The organism is Pseudomonas sp. NBRC 100443 (assembly GCF_030268185.1).
Classification (GTDB): domain Bacteria; phylum Pseudomonadota; class Gammaproteobacteria; order Pseudomonadales; family Pseudomonadaceae; genus Pseudomonas; species Pseudomonas citronellolis.
Genome location: NZ_BSQE01000001.1, coordinates 214880 through 234419, shown reverse-complemented (window position 1 = coordinate 234419; position 19540 = coordinate 214880). Strand labels below are relative to the sequence as shown.

At 67.5% G+C, this 19540-nt stretch carries 15 protein-coding genes and 2 tRNA genes; 13 read left to right on the top strand and 4 right to left on the bottom strand.

The genetic code is table 11. From position 1 onward, the window contains the following. Positions 1–23 precede the first annotated feature (23 nt). The 4 genes from QSJ95_RS01060 to QSJ95_RS01045 all read left to right on the top strand — a co-directional run bounded on the left by QSJ95_RS01060 (position 24) and on the right by QSJ95_RS01045 (position 5226). On the top strand, positions 24–209 hold the full coding sequence (locus QSJ95_RS01060; RefSeq protein WP_009613466.1) for a DUF2065 domain-containing protein: 186 nt from the start codon (positions 24–26) through the stop codon (positions 207–209). A gap of 35 nt (positions 210–244) precedes the next feature. After that, a complete protein-coding gene (locus tag QSJ95_RS01055; RefSeq protein ID WP_285639244.1) occupies positions 245–1423 on the top strand; it encodes an ATP phosphoribosyltransferase regulatory subunit in 1179 nt (392 codons plus the stop codon). Between the two features lie 74 nt (positions 1424–1497). Then, the gene (locus QSJ95_RS01050; RefSeq protein ID WP_009613464.1) at positions 1498–2793 is read left to right on the top strand and encodes an adenylosuccinate synthase; all 1296 of its coding nucleotides are present in this window, start codon (positions 1498–1500) and stop codon (positions 2791–2793) included. 498 nt (positions 2794–3291) lie between these two features. After that, positions 3292–5226, top strand: a complete 1935-nt coding sequence (locus QSJ95_RS01045; protein WP_285639241.1) for a methyl-accepting chemotaxis protein — start codon at positions 3292–3294, stop codon at positions 5224–5226. A gap of 90 nt (positions 5227–5316) precedes the next feature. Here QSJ95_RS01045 and QSJ95_RS01040 read toward each other — a convergent pair. Together QSJ95_RS01040 and QSJ95_RS01035 are read right to left on the bottom strand one after the other, a co-directional pair. Further along, positions 5317–5403 (bottom strand) — tRNA-Leu (locus QSJ95_RS01040). 138 nt (positions 5404–5541) lie between these two features. Further along, a tRNA-Leu gene (locus QSJ95_RS01035) sits at positions 5542–5628 on the bottom strand. Positions 5629–5835: 207 nt separating this feature from the next. Between QSJ95_RS01035 and rnr the strand changes: the two genes are divergently transcribed. The 8 genes from rnr to alr all read left to right on the top strand — a co-directional run bounded on the left by rnr (position 5836) and on the right by alr (position 14513). Beyond that, on the top strand, positions 5836–8556 hold the full coding sequence (gene rnr, locus QSJ95_RS01030) for a ribonuclease R (RefSeq protein WP_285639239.1): 2721 nt from the start codon (positions 5836–5838) through the stop codon (positions 8554–8556). Beyond that, positions 8553–9302, top strand: a complete 750-nt coding sequence (gene rlmB / locus QSJ95_RS01025; protein WP_009613461.1) for a 23S rRNA (guanosine(2251)-2'-O)-methyltransferase RlmB — start codon at positions 8553–8555, stop codon at positions 9300–9302. Before rnr ends, rlmB begins: the two co-directional genes overlap by 4 nt. A gap of 402 nt (positions 9303–9704) precedes the next feature. After that, positions 9705–10121, top strand: a complete 417-nt coding sequence (rpsF, locus tag QSJ95_RS01020; RefSeq protein WP_009613460.1) for a 30S ribosomal protein S6 — start codon at positions 9705–9707, stop codon at positions 10119–10121. Positions 10122–10149: 28 nt separating this feature from the next. Further along, complete coding sequence (gene rpsR, locus QSJ95_RS01015) at positions 10150–10380, top strand: 30S ribosomal protein S18 (protein ID WP_009613459.1); 231 nt, start codon at positions 10150–10152, stop codon at positions 10378–10380. 35 nt (positions 10381–10415) lie between these two features. Further along, positions 10416–11285 (top strand): hypothetical protein, encoded by an 870-nt coding sequence (locus QSJ95_RS01010; protein WP_285639233.1) that lies wholly within the window; start codon positions 10416–10418, stop codon positions 11283–11285. A gap of 21 nt (positions 11286–11306) precedes the next feature. Beyond that, positions 11307–11753, top strand: a complete 447-nt coding sequence (gene rplI, locus QSJ95_RS01005) for a 50S ribosomal protein L9 (RefSeq protein WP_009613455.1) — start codon at positions 11307–11309, stop codon at positions 11751–11753. A gap of 130 nt (positions 11754–11883) precedes the next feature. Continuing rightward, positions 11884–13278: a replicative DNA helicase gene (gene dnaB, locus QSJ95_RS01000; protein ID WP_009613453.1), complete on the top strand. Its 1395-nt coding sequence runs from the start codon at positions 11884–11886 to the stop codon at positions 13276–13278. Between the two features lie 161 nt (positions 13279–13439). Continuing rightward, the gene (gene alr, locus QSJ95_RS00995; protein WP_285639229.1) at positions 13440–14513 is read left to right on the top strand and encodes an alanine racemase; all 1074 of its coding nucleotides are present in this window, start codon (positions 13440–13442) and stop codon (positions 14511–14513) included. Between the two features lie 2 nt (positions 14514–14515). On the opposite strand, the gene QSJ95_RS00990 is transcribed toward alr, so the two are convergent. Both QSJ95_RS00990 and QSJ95_RS00985 read right to left on the bottom strand, forming a co-directional pair. Then, positions 14516–14833, bottom strand: a complete 318-nt coding sequence (locus tag QSJ95_RS00990; protein ID WP_236695212.1) for a hypothetical protein — start codon at positions 14831–14833, stop codon at positions 14516–14518. A gap of 14 nt (positions 14834–14847) precedes the next feature. Beyond that, a complete protein-coding gene (locus QSJ95_RS00985) occupies positions 14848–16728 on the bottom strand; it encodes a GGDEF domain-containing protein (RefSeq protein WP_285639223.1) in 1881 nt (626 codons plus the stop codon). Positions 16729–16951: 223 nt separating this feature from the next. Here QSJ95_RS00985 and QSJ95_RS00980 point away from each other — a divergent pair, with 223 nt between their 5' ends. Further along, positions 16952–19207, top strand: a complete 2256-nt coding sequence (locus QSJ95_RS00980) for a YgiQ family radical SAM protein (protein ID WP_285639221.1) — start codon at positions 16952–16954, stop codon at positions 19205–19207. The last annotated feature ends 333 nt before the right edge of the window (positions 19208–19540 follow it).

Genomic DNA, 19540 nt, shown 5'->3' with positions numbered 1-19540 from the left:
GCGAGATTTATGTACAGAGAGCCATGTGGCAGGAATTCGGCAAAGCGTTCTGTCTGTTGCTGGTGCTGGAGGGCATCCTCCCTTTCCTGTATCCGCGTGGCTGGCGTGAGGCCGTCAGCGGGCTCGGTCGCCTCGACGACCGGCGCCTGCGGCTCATCGGGCTGGGCAGCATGCTGCTCGGCACCGGCCTTCTTTACTGGATTCACTAGATGAATTGCCGCCCGGCTGAAAGGGGAGAGGCGACATGGCAACGGTAGACCGCTGGCTGCTGCCAGATGGGATCGAAGAAGTGCTGCCACCTGAGGCGGCGCGCGTCGAAGCAGCCCGCCGTCAGGTGCTGGACCTGTTCCAGCGCTGGGGTTACGAGTTCGTCGTCACCCCGCACATCGAATACCTGGAGTCCCTGCTGACCGGTGCCGGCCAGGACCTGGACCTGCGCACCTTCAAGGTCACCGACCCGGCCTCGGGCCGGCTCATGGGCTTCCGCGCGGACATCACGCCGCAAGTGGCGCGCATGGACGCCCACAGCCTGCGCCGCGAGGGCCCTAACCGCCTGTGCTACGCCGGCAGCGTGCTGCATGCCCGCCCGCGCGCCCTGGCCACCTCGCGCAGCCCGATCCAGCTGGGCGCCGAACTCTACGGCGACGCCAGCCCGGCGAGCGACGTCGAAGTCATCAGCCTGATGCTCGACATGCTGGCCATGGCCGAGGTGCCGGACGTGCACATGGACCTCGGCCACGTCGGCATCTACCGTGGCCTGGCCCGCGCCGCCGGCCTGTCCGGCGAGGCCGAGCAGGCCCTGTTCGACGCCCTGCAGCGCAAGGCGGTGGATGAAGTTGCCGCGCTCACCGAAGGCCTGCCGGCCGAGCTCGCCGGCATGCTTCGCGCCCTGGCCGAGCTGTGCGGCAGCCGCGAGGTGCTGGAGCAGGCCGCCGCAGTGCTGGCCGATGCGCCGGCGGTGGTGAAGGCCGCCCTGGCGGATCTGGTCGTCATCGCCGACTCCCTGGCGCAACGCTTCCCGCAGCTGCCGTTGTACTTCGACCTCGGCGAGCTGCGCGGCTACCACTATCACACGGGGGTGGTGTTCGCCGCCTTCGTGCCCGGCGTCGGCGAGTCCATCGCCCAGGGTGGTCGCTACGACCACATCGGCGCCGACTTCGGCCGTGCGCGGCCGGCCACCGGCTTCTCCACCGACCTGAAGACCCTGGTGACCCTGGGCCAGGTGCAGCTGGACGCGCCGGTGCAAGGCATCTGGGCGCCGGCCGAAGGGGCCGGCCTCTGGCAGGCGGTGCAGCAGCTGCGCCGCGACGGGCGGCGCGTGGTTCAGGCGCTGCCCGGGCAGGATGCGGCTTCGGCGCGCGAGGCGGGTTGCGATGCGCAACTGCAGCTGCGCGAAGGCAATTGGCAGGTGGTGCCCTTCTGACCCGTGATCGACGGGCACCGCGAGTTTCCGCCGGCCGAGGCCGGCACCGAATATCCACGATGGGGACAAGTGTTATGGGTAAGAATGTCGTAGTCCTGGGCACCCAATGGGGTGATGAGGGCAAAGGCAAGATCGTCGACTTGCTCACCGACCAGGCTGCTGCCGTGGTTCGTTACCAGGGCGGCCACAACGCCGGCCACACCCTGGTGATCGACGGCGAGAAGACCGTGCTGCACCTGATTCCGTCGGGCATCCTGCGCGAAGGCGTGCAGTGCCTGATCGGCAACGGCGTGGTGCTGGCGCCCGACGCGCTGATGCGCGAGATCGCCAAGCTGGAGGAGAAGGGCGTACCGGTGCGCGAGCGCCTGCGCATCAGCCCGTCCTGCCCGCTGATCCTGTCCTTCCACGTCGCCCTCGACCAGGCGCGCGAGAAGGCCCGCGGCGACGCCAAGATCGGCACCACCGGCCGTGGCATCGGCCCGGCCTACGAAGACAAGGTCGCCCGCCGCGGCCTGCGCGTGGCCGACCTGTTCCACCGCGAGCGCTTCGCCGCCAAGCTGGGCGAGCTGCTGGACTACCACAACTTCGTCCTGCAGAACTACTACAAGGAGCCGGCGGTCGACTTCCAGAAGACCCTCGACGAGTGCATGGGCTACGCCGAGCAGCTCAAGCCGCTGCTGGCCGACGTCACCAGCACCCTGCACGACCTGCGTCGCGCCAGCCAGAACATCATGTTCGAAGGCGCCCAGGGCTCGCTGCTGGACATCGACCACGGCACCTACCCGTTCGTCACCAGCTCCAACACCACTGCTGGCGGCACCGCCACCGGCTCCGGTTTCGGCCCGCTGTTCCTGGACTACATCCTCGGCATCACCAAGGCCTACACCACCCGCGTCGGTTCCGGCCCGTTCCCGACCGAGCTGTTCGACGAAGTGGGCGCCTACCTGGCGAAGAAAGGCCACGAGTTCGGTGCCACCACCGGCCGTGCCCGTCGCTGCGGCTGGTTCGACGCCGTGATCCTGCGTCGCGCTATCGAGATCAACAGCCTGTCCGGGCTGTGCCTGACCAAGCTGGACGTCCTCGACGGCCTGCAGACCGTGCGCATCTGCACCGGCTACAAGAACGCCGCCGGCGAACTGCTGACCGACGCGCCGACCGACGCCGATAGCTACATCGGCCTGCAGCCGGTGTACGAAGACCTGCCGGGCTGGAGCGAATCCACCGTCGGCGCCAAGACCCTGGAAGCCCTGCCGGCCAACGCCCGCGCCTACATCAAGCGCATCGAGGAGCTGGTCGGTGCGCCCATCGACATCATCTCCACCGGCCCGGACCGCAACGAGACCATCGTCCTGCGCCATCCGTTCGGCTGATCCGTCGCGGCGCTAGTCGCTGCGAAGGGTGTGAAAAGCCGCTTCTCCTGATGGGGAAGCGGCTTTTTCGTTTGGGGCTGGGGCTCTTCGTAGGAGCGGGCCCTGCCCGCGATTCGCGCGCAGGGCGCGCTCCTACAGGGGAATGGCGTGGGTGGGGTTGCGTAGGAGCGGATCTTATCCGCGATTCGCGCCGGTATGTCCGGTTATCGCGGACGGAGTCCGCTCCTACGGCCGTGCTTCCCGGGAACCGTTGGCGTTATACCCTCCGGGGGGGGGGGGCTGAAATTGTAGGAGCGAGCTTGCTCGCGAACCGTGCCAGCCGCACTGCAACTGCCGGGAAATTCCGTTCGCGAGCAAGAACCAGGCGTCCCCCTCGCTCCTACAAAAAGTAATCTCTCCCAATCAGTCGGCCAATGGCCACCCCAACGGCACGCCCCTTGCTGGCAAATGGCATCGGCGCATCCCGCGCCAGTATTCCGTTACCCGAGGAGGCACTCCGTGTCCGCCGTCCTTTCGCTGTTGCGCAGCCGCCTGCTGCGCCCCGTGTTCATCGCCCTGGGCCTGGCGCTGCTGGTGCAGTTGCTGATCGCCCTGTGGCTCACCCGCAGTACCGTGGACCAACTGGTGGCCGACCTGGGCGAACGCCTGGGCGGCCAGTCGCAGCGCCTGGCCGACGAGCTGGAGCGCGCCGGTGGCGAGCTCAGTTCAGGGCTCACCGAGCTGTCCGCGCGGACCCGCGAACGCCTCGGCGCCGCCTTGTCGGCGCGGCTGGAGGAGGAGCGCGGCGAAACCCGCCAGAGCCTCGAACAGAGCCTGCGGCAGTCCGCCGACCAGCTTGCCCAACTGCTTGCCGCGGTGGCGCCCAAGGCCATGTGGGACAACGACGTACCGACGCTCTCCGAGTACGCCCGGCGCGCCCAGGCCAACCCCAACGTGCTCTTCGTGGTCTACGACGATGCCCAGGGGCAGCACCTGACGCGCTACCTCAACCGCGAGGACCCGCGCATCCAGGCGCTGCTCGCCAAGGGCCAGGCTGAGCGCGCCCTGGACAAGGTACTGGAAGCGGCCGCCCACGACGACTCGGTGATCCTCTCCAGCGTGCCCATCAGCCCCAACGGCGTGGTGATCGGTACCGTGCGCCTGGGTATTTCCACGGCCGAAGTGGAGAAGCAGGTGCAGGCCCTGGACAAGCGCTTCTCCGCCCTGATCGCCAGTGGCGACCAACTGGTGGCCGACAGCCTGGCCGGCGCCGCCGCCGACAGCAACAAGGCGCTGAGCGCCCGTCTGCAGGCGGCGCAGCAGGCGGCCGCCGAGATGAGCCAGGGCGCGCAGGGCGCGGTGGAGGCTTCCGCCGGTAGCCTGCGTTGGCATATCGGCCTGGGGCTGCTGCTGGTCGGCCTGGGCGTACTGCTGGTGCTGGCTTTGGTGCTTGGGCGGCGGGTAGTGAACCGCCTGCGTTTGTTGATCGATGCACTCGACGACCTGGCGGCCGGGGAGGGCGACCTGACCCGCCGCGTGCGCCTGGACAGCAATGATGAAGTGGGCGAGATGGCGACCGCGGTGAACCGCTTCGTCGACAAGCTGCAGCCCATCGTCCGCGAGGCGGGGCAGGTGGCGCAGCGCACCGGCAGCGAGATCGCCGCCCTGGCCTCGCGCAGCGCCAGCGCCGAGGCGGCCGCCGACCGTCAGCGCAACGAAGTGGCCGGCAGCCTGGAGGCGCTCGCCGGCATGGCCGCCGAAGCCCAGCTGGAAAGCCAGGCCATGCAGGAGGCGCTGGAGCGCGTGGCGTCCATCCGCAAGGCGGCTGACGACAACGCGGCCATCGCCCGGCGCGTCGGCGGCCTCATCGAAACCCTGGAGTCCCGCGTGCAGAGCGGCGCCGGGGTGATCGAGAAGCTGGCGCAGCAGAGCGAGCAGATCGAAGTGGTGCTCTCGGTGATCCACGGCATCGCCGAACAGACCAACCTGCTGGCGCTCAATGCCGCCATCGAGGCGGCCCGCGCCGGCGAGAGCGGCCGCGGTTTCGCCGTGGTGGCCGACGAGGTGCGGGCGCTGGCGAGCAAGACGCAGCAGTCCACTGGCGACATACAAACGCATATCGATGCCTTGCAGCGTGGCGCGCGCGAGGCGGTGGAAGCCATCGGCCAGGCCCGCGAGCAGGCAGTGCAGGGGTTGGCCGCGCTACACGACAGCGAGCGCCTGCAGCGTGAAGTGCAGCGGGCCGTGGAGGAAGTGCATGGCGCCATCGAGTCGGCGGCCCATGCCGCCGAGCAGCAGGCCGCCGGTGCGGTCGCGGTGCGCGGGCGCGTCGAGGTGATCCATGCCGAGGCGGGACGCGCCGCGGAAGCCGTCGCCGCCACCGCCAGCAGCGGGCGCGTGCTGGACGGCCTGGCGGCGCAGCTGCGCGCCAGCCTGGGGCAGTTCAAGGCATGAGGGGAGAAGGGCCGGGCGTTTCGTCCGGCCCGCTCCTGCGAACGACGGAAACGAAAAAGCCGAGCAGTGCTCGGCTTTTTCGCTTGAAGATGGTGCCCAGGAGAAGACTCGAACTTCCACGGTGTTGCCACCGCTAGGACCTGAACCTAGTGCGTCTACCAATTCCGCCACCTGGGCATGCTTTTCAGCATGGGGTGCGATGATCGCTCATCGTCTTGCGGTAATGCAACCTTTCGGTCGCTTCGGCGTCTCAATGTCCGGTTATCAGGGTTCCGAACCGCCGCGATACAGCCAGGGGCTCTATCGTGAAATAAGTGGTGCCCAGGAGAAGACTCGAACTTCCACGGTGTTGCCACCGCTAGGACCTGAACCTAGTGCGTCTACCAATTCCGCCACCTGGGCACTGGATGCGATGATTGCTCATCGTTTCCGTGTTACAACGTCGCAGTGACGCTGTGGGCGCGAACTATACGGAGCAGGCTTTGGCTTGTAAACCCCTGATGCGATAAAAAATTTATTCTTGGTCGAAGCTGACCGACGAGCGGATTTCGCGCTTCAATAAGCACATGACGCTTACATTTATATAGACGATAAGGTGATCTCACCCTGATGGCCGATTGGCAAAACCTCGATCCCGAGGCCGCCCGCGAAGCGGAAAAATACGAAAACCCCATCCCCAGCCGCGAACTGATCCTGGCGCACCTCGCCGAACGCGGCGCGCCGGCGACCCGCGCGCAACTACTGGAAGAGCTCGGCCTGTCCGGCGAGGAGCAGGAAGAAGCCCTGCGCCGTCGCCTGCGCGCCATGGAGCGTGACGGCCAGCTCATCTATACCCGCCGCGGCGCCTACGCCCCGGTGGACAAGCTGGACCTGATCCGCGGCCGCATCGCCGGCCACCGCGACGGCTTCGGCTTCCTGATTCCCGACGACGGCAGCGACGACCTGTTCCTCAGCCCGACGCAGATGCGCCTGGTGTTCGATGGCGACCGCGCCCTGGCGCGCGTCTCCGGCTTCGACCGCCGCGGCCGCCGCGAAGGCGCCATCGTCGAAGTCATCGAACGCGCCCATGAGACCCTGGTCGGCCGCTACTTCGAAGAGAGCGGCATCGGCACCGTGGTCGCCGACAACCCGAAGATCCAGCAGGAAGTGCTGATCCCGCCGGGCAAGCACGGCGCGGCCAGGCACAACCAGTTCGTCCAGGTGCGCATCGACCAGTGGCCCAGCGTGCACCGCCAGGCCCAGGGCGAAGTGGTGGAAGTGCTCGGCGACTACATGGCGCCGGGCATGGAGATCGAAGTCGCCCTGCGCAGCTACGACATCCCCCACGTCTGGCCCGAAGGCGTTGAGAAGGAAGCGGCCAAGCTCAAGCCCGAGGTGGCGGACAAGGACAAGGAGAAGCGCGTCGACCTGCGCGCCCTGCCGTTCGTGACCATCGACGGCGAGGACGCCCGCGACTTCGACGACGCCGTCTACGCCGAGAAGCGCAAGGGCGGCGGCTGGAAGCTGTACGTCGCCATCGCCGACGTCTCCCACTACGTGAAGGTGGGCTCGGCGCTGGACGAGGAGGCGGCCAAGCGCGGCAACTCGGTGTACTTCCCCGAGCGCGTCATCCCCATGCTGCCGGAAATCCTCTCCAACGGCCTGTGCTCGCTGAACCCGCTGGTCGACCGCCTGGCCATGGTCTGCGAGATGAACCTGTCCAGGGCCGGCAAGATGACCGGCTACCAGTTCTACGAGGCGGTCATCTACTCCCACGCGCGGCTCACCTACACCAAGGTCAGCCAGTACCTGGAGACCCCCGACAGCCCCGAAGCCAAGCGCCTGGCCGAGCAACTGCCGGGCGTGGTGCCGCACCTGAACACCCTGTATGACCTGTACAAGGTGCTGCTGGCGGCGCGCCACGTGCGTGGCGCCATCGACTTCGAGACCCAGGAGACGCGCATCGTCTTCGGCGCCGACCGCAAGATCTCGGAGATTCGCCCGACCCAGCGCAACGACGCGCACAAGCTGATCGAGGAATGCATGCTGGCGGCCAACGTGGCCACCGCCAGGTTCCTCGAGAAGCTGGAAATCCCCGCGCTGTACCGCGTCCACGACGGCCCGCCGCAGGAGAAGCTGAACAACCTGCGGCAGTTCCTCGGCGAACTGGGCCTGGCCCTTTACCGCGGCAAGGGCGAGCCGACCCCCGGCGACTACCAGGCGCTGCTCGAATCCATCCAGGGCCGCCCGGACTTCCAGCTGATCCAGACGGTGATGCTGCGCTCGCTGAGCCAGGCGGTGTACAGCCCGGAGAACCACGGCCACTTCGGCCTGAACTACGAGGCCTACACCCACTTCACCTCGCCGATCCGCCGCTACCCGGACCTGCTGGTGCACCGCGCCATCCGCAGCGTGATCCGCTCCAAGCGCGAAACCGACCTGGTGCAGCGCGCCGGCGCCGCCGCGATGGCCAAGGCGCGCATCTACCCCTATGACGAGCCGCGCCTGGAGCAGCTCGGCGAGCAATGCTCGATGACCGAGCGGCGCGCCGACGAGGCCACCCGCGACGTCACCAACTGGCTGAAGTGCGAATACATGCGCGACCGCGTCGGCGAGACCTTCGACGGCGTGATCACCGCGGTCACCGGCTTCGGCATCTTCGTCGAGCTGACCGACATCTATGTCGAGGGCCTGGTGCACGTCACCGCGCTGCCCGGCGACTACTACCACTTCGACGCCGTGCACCACCGCCTGGCCGGCGAGCGCACCGGGCGCAGCTTCCGCCTCGGCGACATCACCCAGGTGGTGGTGGCGCGGGTCGACCTGGACGAGCGCAAGATCGACTTCGAGCTGGCCGAAAACGCGCTCAGCGCGCCCATCGGCCGCAAGAAGCGCGGCGACAAGGCCGAGACGGCCAAGCCCGGCAAGCCTGCCAAGGCGGCTGCCAAGCCGGCCAGGGCCAAGGGCCAGCCGCGCGAGTTGGAGCTGGAAGTGCCGGAGCCGCCGCTGCCCGTGGCGCCGCCGCGCAAGCGCAAGGTCGGTGTGGTCCAGGCGTTGCCCTCGGTGGCGCCGGAGATGCTCGCCAAGGCCGACGAGATGCTCGGCAACACCGATGTGAACAGAAGCCGCGCGCTGAAGCAGGCGCTGCTCGACGAAGCCAAGGTGGGCGGCAAGCGGCCGCCGGCCAAGGCCCAGGGCAAGCCGGCGAAGAACGCCAAGGCCGCTGCGGAGAAGCCGCGCAAGCCGTCGAAGCAGAAAGCCAAGGCCGCCAAGCCGAGCAAGCACCGCAAGGGCCCGTCCAAGCCCAAGGCGGAGGGCGCCGCGGCAGGCAAGCCTAAGGCCAAGCCATGAGCCAGTGGGAAAGAGTCTACGGCGTGCACGCCGTGGAGGCGCTGCTGCGCCACCACCCCAAGCGCGTCAAGCAGCTGTGGCTGGCCGAGGGACGGCACGACCCGCGGGTCCAGGCGCTGGTGGAGCTGGCCGGGCAGACGCGGGTGCCGGTGGGCACCCGTGAGCGCAAGGAACTCGACGAGTGGGCCGAGGGCGTGCATCAGGGCGTGGTCGCCGAGGTCAGCCCGAGCCAGGTGTGGGGCGAGAACATGCTCGAGGAACTGCTCGAGCGCACCCCGGGGCCGGCCTTGCTGCTGGCCCTGGACGGCGTCACCGACCCGCACAACCTCGGCGCCTGCCTGCGCACCGCCGATGCCGCCGGCGCGCTGGCGGTGATAGTGCCGAAGGACAAGTCGGCGACCCTCAACGCCACCGTGCGCAAGGTCGCCTGCGGCGCCGCCGAGGTGATCCCGCTGGTGGCCGTGACCAACCTCGCGCGCACCCTGGAAAAGCTCCAGCAGCGCGGCCTGTGGGTGGTCGGCACGGCTGGCGAGGCGACCCAGACCCTCTACGAACTGGACCTCACCGGGCCCACCGTGCTGGTCATGGGCGCCGAAGGCAAGGGCATGCGCCGCCTGACCCGCGAGCACTGCGACTACCTGGCCAAGCTGCCCATGGGCGGCAGCGTCAGCAGCCTGAACGTGTCGGTGGCCACCGGCGTGTGCCTGTTCGAGATCGTTCGCCAGCGCCAGGCGAAACAGGCCTAAGAACCCCGTAGGAGCGAGCTTGCTCGCGAACCAAATCCGGCACCGTGCCCGCCCGGTTCGCGAGCAGGCTCGCTCCTGCGAAGAGCCCCCAGCGCGGTCTGCAGGACAGTTGGAGCCATAGGAGAAATGCCGTCGTAGGATGGGTTGAGCGAAGCGATACCCATCGCCATGGCCGCATGGGTTTCGCAAGCCCGACCCATCCTGCGAAGAGCCTCTGCCGCCCCCCGCCAGCAATTGCTCAAATATTCATCAATTGCCTTGCGCCGCCTTCCCCCCTTCTCTAGAATGTCGCCCCTTGCCGTCCGGGCAGGCGCTCACGCGTCCACCCGCCGGCAAGTCAAAAAGACATTCACTCCTTGCCTGACCGCATCGTCGGCAGGCTGCAACCCGTAAGGAGCATTTATGCGTCATTACGAAATCGTGTTCCTGGTTCACCCGGACCAGAGCGAACAAGTCGGTGGCATGGTCGAGCGTTACACCAAGGTCATCGAAGAAGACGGCGGCAAGGTTCACCGCCTGGAAGACTGGGGCCGTCGTCAGCTGGCTTACGCCATCAACAACGTGCACAAGGCTCACTACGTTCTGCTGAACGTCGAGTGCAGCGCCAAGGCCCTGGCCGAACTGGAAGACAACTTCCGCTACAACGACGCCGTCATCCGTAACCTGGTGATCCGTCGCGACGAAGCCGTTACCGGCCAGTCCGAAATGCTGAAGGCCGAAGAGAGCCGCAACGAGCGCCGCGAGCGCCGTGAGCGTCCTGACTCCAACGAAAACGAGTCCGCTGACGGCGAAGACAGCCGCGACAGCGCCGACGAGTAATCCCGGACAGTATTGAGGAGCCGATAACATGGCACGTTTCTTCCGTCGTCGTAAGTTCTGCCGTTTCACCGCTGAAGGCGTCAAGGAGATCGATTACAAAGATCTCAACACCCTGAAGGCCTACGTTTCCGAAACCGGCAAGATCGTTCCGAGCCGCATCACCGGCACCAAGGCCAAGTACCAGCGTCAGCTGTCGACCGCCATCAAGCGCGCTCGCTACCTGGCCCTGCTTCCCTACACCGACAGCCACGGCCGTTGATCGGGCAGTCGACGTAGCCTTGATGGATAGATCGCATGCGCGCATTGGCTGAATTCGTCATGCGAGGCCGCATGCAGGCGACCCTGGTGGTCGTCGCAGCCGCGGTACTGCAGCCGTTCTTCTGGCTCGGTGCCGCCGCCGGCAGCCTGGTGCTGCTGCGCCGAGGAACCGGCGATGCCATTGGCATCCTGGCCTGGGCGCTGCTCCCGGCCCTGACCTGGTGGTACCTGGGCGACCCTACGGTCACCCTGGTGATGCTGGGTTCGGCGGTCCTGGCGCAGGTGTTGCGCTCCAGCATGTCCTGGAATCGGGTCATGCTGGCCAGTGTGGTGTTGGGCGTGTTCTACGTGCTGCTGTTGAGCACGGTATCCGCCGGGCTGGTTCAAGGTCTGGCGGAGGCGTTTGGCAAGGTGCTGCCGCAGGTGCTGTCGGAAGCGAAGCTTTCGGCGGACCAGCAGGCCGAGCTGCAAGCGGGGCTGGTGCCGGCCGTTACCGGCCTGCTGGCCGCCTCGCTGCAGGTCATCAGCCTGCTGTGCCTGATGCTGGCGCGCTACTGGCAAGCGGCGCTGTACAACCCGCAAGGGTTCGGCCGCGAGTTCCGCGCGCTGCGCCTGGCGCCGGCGGTGGCCATCGCGCTGCTGCTGGGCGTGCTGGTGGTGCCGCTGCTGGGCCCGCAGTTCGCCGTGGTGGCGCCGTTGTGCGCCGTGCCGCTGCTGTTCGCCGGGCTCGCGCTCGGCCATGGGCTGGTCGCGCTGAAACGCCTGCCGGGGTTCTGGCTGGTGCTGTTGTACGGCCTGGCGCTGATGCTGGGGAATGTGATCTGTCTGGTTGCTGTCGTCGATAGTCTGTTTGATTTTCGTGGTCGCCTGGTACGTCGCCAGGGCTCCACGAACGGTGAAGGTTAAAAGTTAAGAGGTAAGACTCAAATGGAAGTCATCCTGCTGGAAAAGATCGCCAAACTGGGCAACCTGGGCGACAAACTGAACGTCAAGGGCGGCTACGCCCGTAACTACCTGCTGCCGCAGGGCAAGGCCACCGCTGCCACCCCGGCCAACGTCGCTGCTTTCGAAGAGCGCCGCGCCGAGCTGGAAAAGGCTGCCGCCGCGAAGAAGGCTGACGCCGAAGCTCGCGCCGCCCAACTGGCCGAACTGATCGTCACCATCGGCGCCCACGCCGGCGACGAAGGCAAGCTGTTCGGTTCGATCGGCACCCGCGACATCGCCGAAGCGGTCTCCGCTGCCGGCTACCCGCTGGAAAAGGCCGAAGTGCGCCTGCCCAACGGTGCCCTGCGCACCGTCGGCGAATACGACATCGAAGTGCAGCTGCACACCGACGTCGAAGCGACCCTGCACGTGGTCGTCGTCGCCGAGTAAGCGATCCGTCGCTGCGACGCCGTGGACACCTTGCGTGGACGCGGCAGTTCGCTAACATCGGGCACGGTACCGCCTAGCGGTCCGTGCCCTTTGTTTTTCTGCATCCATCCGAGTTTCCTGCGCCGAGCCCATGAACGACATCACCGTCCCCGAGCAATACGACCTGCAAACGGCCACCCTCAAGGTGCCGCCGCATTCGATCGAAGCCGAACAGGCGGTGCTGGGTGGTCTGATGCTCGACAACAACGCCTGGGAGCGCGTGTCGGACGCGGTGTCCGACGGCGACTTCTACCGCCATGACCACCGCCTGATCTTCCGCGCGGTGTACAAGCTCGCCGAAGGCAACCAGCCGATCGACGTGGTGACCCTCTCCGAGCTGCTGGAGCGCGAAGGCCAGCTGTCGCAGGTCGGCGGCCTGGCCTACCTGGCCGAGCTGGCGAAGAACACCCCCTCGGTGGCGAACATCAAGGCCTACGCGCAGATCATCCGCGAGCGCGCCACCCTGCGCCAACTGATCGGCATCAGCAGCGACATCGCCGACAGCGCTTTCAACCCCGAGGGCCGCAGCGCCAACGAGGTGCTCGACGAGGCCGAGCGGCGCATCTTCGAGATCGCCGAGGCGCGGCCGAAGACCGGCGGCCCGGTGGGCATCGGCGACATCCTGGTGAAGACGATCGACCGGATCGACCACCTGTTCAACACCAACGACGCCTTCACCGGCATCTCCACCGGCTTCACCGACCTCGACGAGAAGACCAGCGGCCTGCAGCCGGCCGACCTGATCATCGTCGCCGGCCGTCCGTCCATGGGCAAGACCACCTTCGCCATGAACCTGGTGGAGAACGCCGTGCTGCGCACCGACAAGGTGGTGCTGGTGTACTCCCTGGAGATGCCCTCGGACTCGATCGTGATGCGTATGCTCTCGTCCCTGGGCCGCATCGACCAGACCAAGGTGCGTTCGGGCAAGCTGGAAGACGACGACTGGCCGCGCCTGACCTCGGCGGTCAACCTGCTCAACGAGCGCAAGCTGTTCATCGACGACACCGCCGGCATCTCGCCCTCGGAAATGCGCGCGCGCACCCGGCGCCTGGCCCGCGAGCACGGCGAGATCGCCCTGATCATGGTGGACTACCTGCAGCTGATGCAGATCCCCGGTTCCTCCGGCGACAACCGCACCAACGAGATCTCCGAGATCTCCCGCTCGCTCAAGGCCCTGGCCAAGGAATTCAACTGCCCGGTGGTGGCGCTGTCGCAGCTCAACCGCTCCCTGGAACAGCGCCCGAACAAGCGCCCGGTGAACTCCGACCTTCGCGAATCCGGGGCGATCGAGCAGGACGCCGACGTGATCATGTTCGTCTACCGCGACGAGGTGTACCACCCGGAAACCGAGTTCAAGGGCGTGGCCGAAATCATCATCGGCAAGCAGCGTAACGGCCCCATCGGCACCGTGCGCCTGGCCTTCCTCGGCCGCTTCACCCGCTTCGAGAACCTCGCCCCGGGCATGTACAACTTCGAAGACGAATAAAGACGAGTAAGGCTGGAGGCTGTACGTAAGAGCTTGATGCGCAGTGGCCGGGGGTTATGCTGTTTGCCTTCAGCCTTCAGCCTTCAGCCTTCAGCCTTCAGCCTTCAGCCTTCAGCCTTCAGCCTTCAGCCTTCAGCCTTCAGCCTTCAGCCTGGACCCCCATGCGCCCCCTTATCGCCCATATCGACCTCTCCGCCATCCAGCACAACTACGCCCTGGCCAAGCGCTGCGCGCCGGGCCGCGAGGCGTTCGCCGTGGTCAAGGCCAACGCCTACGGGCATGGCGTGCGCGAGGTGGTGACCGCGCTGCGTGACGAGGCCGATGGCTTCGCCGTGGCCTGCCTGGAAGAGGCCGCCGAGGTCCGCGCGCTGCACGGCACCGCGCGCATCCTGCTGCTGGAGGGCTGCTTCGAGCCGAGCGAGTTCCTGGTGGCCTCGCAGCTGCGCCTGGACATCGCCGTGCAGGGCCCGGAGCAACTGGCGACGCTGTTGGCCAGCAACCTGCCGCAGCCGCTCAATGTCTGGCTCAAGCTGGATTCGGGCATGCATCGCCTGGGCTTCTCCGCCGAGGCCCTGCGCGCGGTCTTCCCGAGTCTGCGCGGCGCCCCGCAGGTCGCCGAGCTGAACCTGATGAGCCACTTCGCCTGCGCCGACGAGCGCGGCCATACGCTCACCGAGGACCAGCTGGAATGCTTCCTCGGCCTGCTCGACCTGGACTTCGACCAGCGCTCGCTGGCCAACTCCGCCGCCGTGCTGAGCATCCCGGCGGCGCACATGGACTGGATCCGCCCCGGCATCATGCTCTACGGCGCCTCGCCCTTCGCCGACTTGGGCGCGGCCGAGATGGGCCTGCGCCCGGCCATGAGCCTGCACGCGCAGGTGATGTCCATTCGCGAAGTGGCGGTGGGCGAGAGCGTCGGCTACGGCGCCACCTGGGTGGCCGAACGGCCGTCGCGCATCGGCACCGTCAGTTGTGGCTACGCCGACGGCTACCCACGCCACGCGCCCAGCGGCACGCCAGTGTTGGTCGCCGGCCAGCGCGCGCCGCTGGCCGGCCGGGTCTCCATGGACATGCTGGCGGTGGACCTCACCGACCTGCCCGAAGCCACCGTCGGCGCCCCGGTGGAACTCTGGGGCGCGCAGCTGCCGGTGGACGAAGTGGCCGCCCACGCCGGCACCATCGGCTACGAGCTGCTGACCAAGGTCACCGCGCGGGTGCCGCGGCGCTACCGTTAGTTTCAGCCGCCCATGCGCTCGCGCAACTTGCGCAGCGCCGGCGACTCGCCGCCGGTGGCCTCGATGCAGAACTCGGCGTAGGCCTGTTCCAGTTCGCGGTATTGCTGCAGGCCCTGCTCGGTGAACAGATAGCGCCCGGGAATGTCGCGCCACTGCACCGGCGCATCCAGGCTGCCGGCCTCGGCACGGCCGAGCAGATCGTCGAGTTCACGCAGCAATTGCCCTGCGGCCGGGTCGCGCGCCAGGTGCTGCTGCAGGTTGGCCCGCAATGCCCGGGCCTTGGCTTTCAGGGTTTCGGTGTGCATCACTTCTCTGCTCATCGTGGGCTGCTGCCTTAGACCAACCGGTCCGAAGTCTTCAGCGTCTCCAGCCAGAAGTCGCCATTGCCAGCGTCCTCCCCGGCCAGCGCGTAGCTGGCCCGGCCGCTGCCCTTGACCTGGTACAGCGCCTGGTCGGCGGCCTTGTACAGCTTGGCGAACTGCAGTGCGTGGCGCGGGTAGATGGCCACGCCGATGCTCGGGGTGATGCTCAGCTCCAGACGGTCGAAGTGCACCGGCCGCGACAGTTCGCTGAGCAGGCGCACCGCGATCTCCCGGGCGTGGCCTTCGGCGTCGGGGCCGGACACCAGCGCGGCGAATTCGTCGCCGCCCAGGCGCGCCACGCAGTCGCTGGAACGCACGCACTGGCGCAGGCGGTGGCCGACGTGCTGGAGCATGAAGTCGCCGGCGTCGTGGCCGTGGGTGTCGTTGATCGGCTTGAAGTGGTCGAGGTCGATCAGCATCAGCGCCAGGCTCTCGCCGTTCTGCTGGGCTTGCTGCAGCGCCTGCTCGGCGTGCTCCACCAGGTAGCGGCGGTTGGGCAGCCCGGTGAGCGGGTCGTTGTGCGCGGCATGGCGCAGCTGGGCCTCGCGTTCGAGCAGCAGGCGGTTGCTCTGCGTCAGCTCGGCGGTGCGCGCCGCCACGGCCTGCGCCAGGTCGTTCTGCGCGCTCTGCAGCAGGGTCATGCGCGCGCTCTTCTCGCGGTTGGCCTGCTCCAGGGCCTGGGCCTTCTCGCGCTTGAGCTCCTGGATGCGCGAGGTCAGGGCGAAGGAGAACAGGATGGACTCCATGGCCACCGACACCGGGAACAGGTAGGCGGTGGTGGGCGAGGGCTGCACCACGCCCAGGGCGCGCATCACCGAAATGCTCACGCTGGACAGCACCAGGCCGAAGCCCACCAGGTACAGGCGCGCCGGCAGCGAGCCCTGCAGCGAGCGGGTGATGGCCGCGCCGAGCGCCGCCGGGATGCCGATGAAGGTGGTGGTGGCCAGCACCCAGCCGGCCTCGGAGCGGCCGACGAAGACGTTGAGCAGCACCGAGGCGACGTACAGCAGGCAGTTCAGCGTCAGCATGTGGTGCGCCCAGGGCACGTTGCGGCGGGTCTGCAGCAGCGTCTGGGTGAAGCGGGTGACGCACAGGCCCCACAGCGAGGGCAGGGTGATGCGGTTCAGCCACCAGGGCACTGCGTCGCCGGGCCAGAGCAGTTCGAAGGCATGGCCGGTCATGCCCATGCTGAACAGCAGGGCGAAGCCGGTGGTGAGCACGTACCAGAAGTAGGCGCGGTCGCGCAGGCTGACCAGGATGAACAGGTTGTACAGCAGCAGCGCGGCGATCAGCCCGTAGACGCCGCCGAGGAACAGGTTGGTCTCGGCGCGGTGGTCCTGCAGGTCGTCCTGCGACCAGATGCGCAGCGGGAAGGAGTTGCCGGCCGGGTCCAGGCTGCGCAGGTACAGGCGCAGCGGGCCTTCGCCGGCGGGCAGGTGGAACACCGGGCGGCGGTAGCTGCGGTCGCGGCCTTCGGCGAAGGGCACCGCCTCGCCCGAACGCAGCTCGCGGTAGCCGCCCTGGCCGTCGGGCAGGTACAGGCGCAGGTCGAGCAGGTTCACCGCGTCCACCTCCAGCCACCAGCCGCCGGGCGGGGTAGTCCGGCGTTCCAGGTCCAGGCGCAGCCACCAGGGGTTGGGGCTCTGGCCGACGCTGGTACGGCCCTTGGCGGGCACGAAGGCGGCGTCCTGCTCGCGTGCCTGTTGCAGGTCCAGGCGCGCGCCCGGGTCTTCCAGCAGCATCAGGCCGTCGTTCAACCAGCGCCCGCTGGCCCGTTCGTCGAGCACCAGGGGCTGGGCCACGGCGCTGGCGCAACCGAGCAGGAGGAACAACAGACACCACAGATGACGCACGGTTGACACTCCCTGTTCCCGGCCGCTGTGGCCAAGCCTGTTGAGACGGTGGAGCGAGTATAGCCAGTTGCCACTGCGGCGGCGCCGCCAATCGTCCCCGTCCGGCGGTCGCCCGGCGCCGGGAAAAACCCCAGCATCCCGGTCGGAATTGTTCACTTTTTGTGCTATATTCCGCGCCCGCGATTTCGCGACCCTATTCCTAGAGATGCCCCCGGTGCCCGTGATGCAAGCCGCCAAGCCGCTGTTCGACTATCCCAAGTTCTGGGCCGAGTGTTTCGGCCCGGCGCCGTTCCTGCCGATGAGCCGGGAAGAGATGGATCAACTGGGCTGGGATTCCTGCGACATCATCATCGTCACCGGCGATGCCTACGTCGACCATCCGTCCTTCGGCATGGCCATCATCGGCCGCCTGCTGGAAGCCCAGGGCTTCCGCGTGGGCATCATCGCCCAGCCGGACTGGCAGTCGAAGGACGACTTCATGAAGCTGGGCAAGCCGAACCTGTTCTTCGGCGTGGCCGCCGGCAACATGGACTCGATGATCAACCGCTACACCGCCGACCGGAAGATCCGCTCCGACGACGCCTACACCCCCGGCGGTAACGCCGGCAAGCGTCCGGACCGCGCCAGCATGGTCTACAGCCAGCGCTGCCGCGAGGCCTACAAGGGCGTGCCGATCGTGCTCGGCGGCATCGAGGCCTCGCTGCGCCGCATCGCCCACTACGACTACTGGCAGGACAAGGTCCGCCACTCGATCCTGATGGACGCCAAGGCCGACCTCCTGCTGTTCGGCAACGCCGAGCGCGCCGTGGTCGAGGTGGCCCAGCGCCTGTCCGCCGGCGAGCCGATCGAGTCGATCACCGACGTGCGCGGCACCGCCTTCGTCCGTCGCGACACCCCCGAGGGCTGGTTCGAGCTGGACTCCACGCGCATCGACCGCCCGGGCAGGATCGACAAGATCATCAACCCCTACGTCAACACCCAGGACACCGCCGCCTGCGCCATCGAGCAGGACAAGGGCCCGCAGGAAGACCCCAACGAAGCCAAGGTGGTGCAACTGCTGCCCAACCCGAAGCTGACCCGCGAGCGCACCGTCATCCGCCTGCCGTCCTTCGAGAAGGTGAAGAACGACCCGGTGCTCTACGCCCACGCCAACCGCGTGCTGCACCTGGAGACCAACCCCGGCAACGCCCGGGCCATGGTCCAGCGCCACGGCGAGACCGACGTGTGGTTCAACCCGCCGCCCATCCCGCTGAGCACCGAGGAGATGGACTACGTCTTCGGCCTGCCCTACGCCCGCGTGCCGCACCCGGCCTACGGCGGCGAGAAGATCCCGGCCTACGAGATGATCCGCTTCTCGGTGAACATCATGCGTGGCTGCTTCGGCGGCTGCACCTTCTGCTCGATCACCGAGCACGAAGGGCGGATCATCCAGAACCGCTCGGAAGACTCGATCATCCGCGAGATCGAGGAGATCCGCGACAAGGTGCCGGGCTTCACCGGGGTGATCTCCGACCTCGGCGGGCCGACCGCCAACATGTACCGCATCGCCTGCAAGGACCCGGAGATCGAGAAGCACTGCCGCAAGCCGTCGTGCGTGTTCCCGGGCATCTGCGAGAACCTCAACACCGACCATTCCTCGCTGATCCAGCTGTACCGCCGCGCCCGCGACCTGCCGGGGGTGAAGAAGATCCTCATCGCCTCGGGCCTGCGCTACGACCTGGCGGTGGAGTCGCCGGAGTACGTCCGCGAGCTGGTGACGCACCACGTCGGCGGCTATCTGAAGATCGCCCCGGAGCACACCGAGCAGGGCCCGCTGTCGAAGATGATGAAGCCGGGCATCGGCAGCTACGACCGCTTCAAGCAGATGTTCGAGAAGTTCTCCAAGGAGGCGGGCAAGGAGCAGTACCTGATCCCGTACTTCATCGCCGCGCACCCGGGCACCACCGACGAGGACATGATGAACCTCGCCCTGTGGCTCAAGCGCAACGGCTTCCGCGCCGACCAGGTGCAGGCCTTCTATCCTTCGCCGATGGCCACCGCCACGGCCATGTACCACTCGGGCAAGAACCCGCTGCGCAAGGTCACCTACAAGAGCGACGCGGTGACCATCGTCAAGGGCGAGCGCCATCGCCGCCTGCACAAGGCCTTCCTGCGCTGGCACGACCCGAACAACTGGCCGATGCTGCGCGAGGCGCTCAAGGACATGGGCCGCGCCGACCTGATCGGCAACGGCAAGCACCAGCTGATCCCCACCCACCAGCCCGACGCCGACGGCAGCTACCAGAGCGCCCGGCGCAAGAACTCCACCCCGGTGGGCAGCAAGAAGGCCGGCAAGCCGCTGCTGACCCAGCACACCGGCCTGCCGCCGCGCGCCAGCGACGGCTCGCGCCCGTGGAACAAGGGCGAGGAGGGCAAGGCCGCGGGCTACGCCAAGGGCAAGAAGCGCACCACCAAGCGCCAGCCGAATATACCGCGCTGAGCTGTATGACCGATGACGGGGCCGTGAGGCCCCGTTTTCGTTTCCGGGGCTGCTTTTGTAGGAGCGAGCTTGCTCGCGAACAGAGTTTCCCGGATACGCCGGCATCAGACCGACCTCCGCACCCTCTCCCCAGCCCTCTCCCTGAAGGGAGAGGGGGCTTGTCCGTGCCGAGAAATGGCCTGGTTTCAGCTGGCAATCTCTGCGCTAGCCAGTTGACTCAGGAATACCAACGCGCACCGAACGGTCCCCTCTCCCTTCAGGGAGAGGGCGCTCTACAGCCCAATCCCCAAAGCCCCGGGAGGCACGGTTCGCGAGCAAGCTCGCTCCTACAGG

Bases quoted from the DNA above. Each gene is read 5' to 3' on its own strand.
- QSJ95_RS01060 (WP_009613466.1), top strand. From the start codon at position 24: ATGTGGCAGGAATTCGGCAAAGCGTTCTGTCTGTTGCTGGTGCTGGAG.
- QSJ95_RS01055 (WP_285639244.1), top strand. From the start codon at position 245: ATGGCAACGGTAGACCGCTGGCTGCTGCCAGATGGGATCGAAGAAGTG.
- QSJ95_RS01050 (WP_009613464.1), top strand. From the start codon at position 1,498: ATGGGTAAGAATGTCGTAGTCCTGGGCACCCAATGGGGTGATGAGGGC.
- rnr (WP_285639239.1), top strand. From the start codon at position 5,836: ATGGCCGATTGGCAAAACCTCGATCCCGAGGCCGCCCGCGAAGCGGAA.
- rlmB (WP_009613461.1), top strand. From the start codon at position 8,553: ATGAGCCAGTGGGAAAGAGTCTACGGCGTGCACGCCGTGGAGGCGCTG.
- rpsF (WP_009613460.1), top strand. From the start codon at position 9,705: ATGCGTCATTACGAAATCGTGTTCCTGGTTCACCCGGACCAGAGCGAA.
- rpsR (WP_009613459.1), top strand. From the start codon at position 10,150: ATGGCACGTTTCTTCCGTCGTCGTAAGTTCTGCCGTTTCACCGCTGAA.
- QSJ95_RS01010 (WP_285639233.1), top strand. From the start codon at position 10,416: ATGCGCGCATTGGCTGAATTCGTCATGCGAGGCCGCATGCAGGCGACC.
- rplI (WP_009613455.1), top strand. From the start codon at position 11,307: ATGGAAGTCATCCTGCTGGAAAAGATCGCCAAACTGGGCAACCTGGGC.
- dnaB (WP_009613453.1), top strand. From the start codon at position 11,884: ATGAACGACATCACCGTCCCCGAGCAATACGACCTGCAAACGGCCACC.
- alr (WP_285639229.1), top strand. From the start codon at position 13,440: ATGCGCCCCCTTATCGCCCATATCGACCTCTCCGCCATCCAGCACAAC.
- QSJ95_RS00990 (WP_236695212.1), bottom strand. From the start codon at position 14,833: ATGAGCAGAGAAGTGATGCACACCGAAACCCTGAAAGCCAAGGCCCGG.
- QSJ95_RS00980 (WP_285639221.1), top strand. From the start codon at position 16,952: ATGCAAGCCGCCAAGCCGCTGTTCGACTATCCCAAGTTCTGGGCCGAG.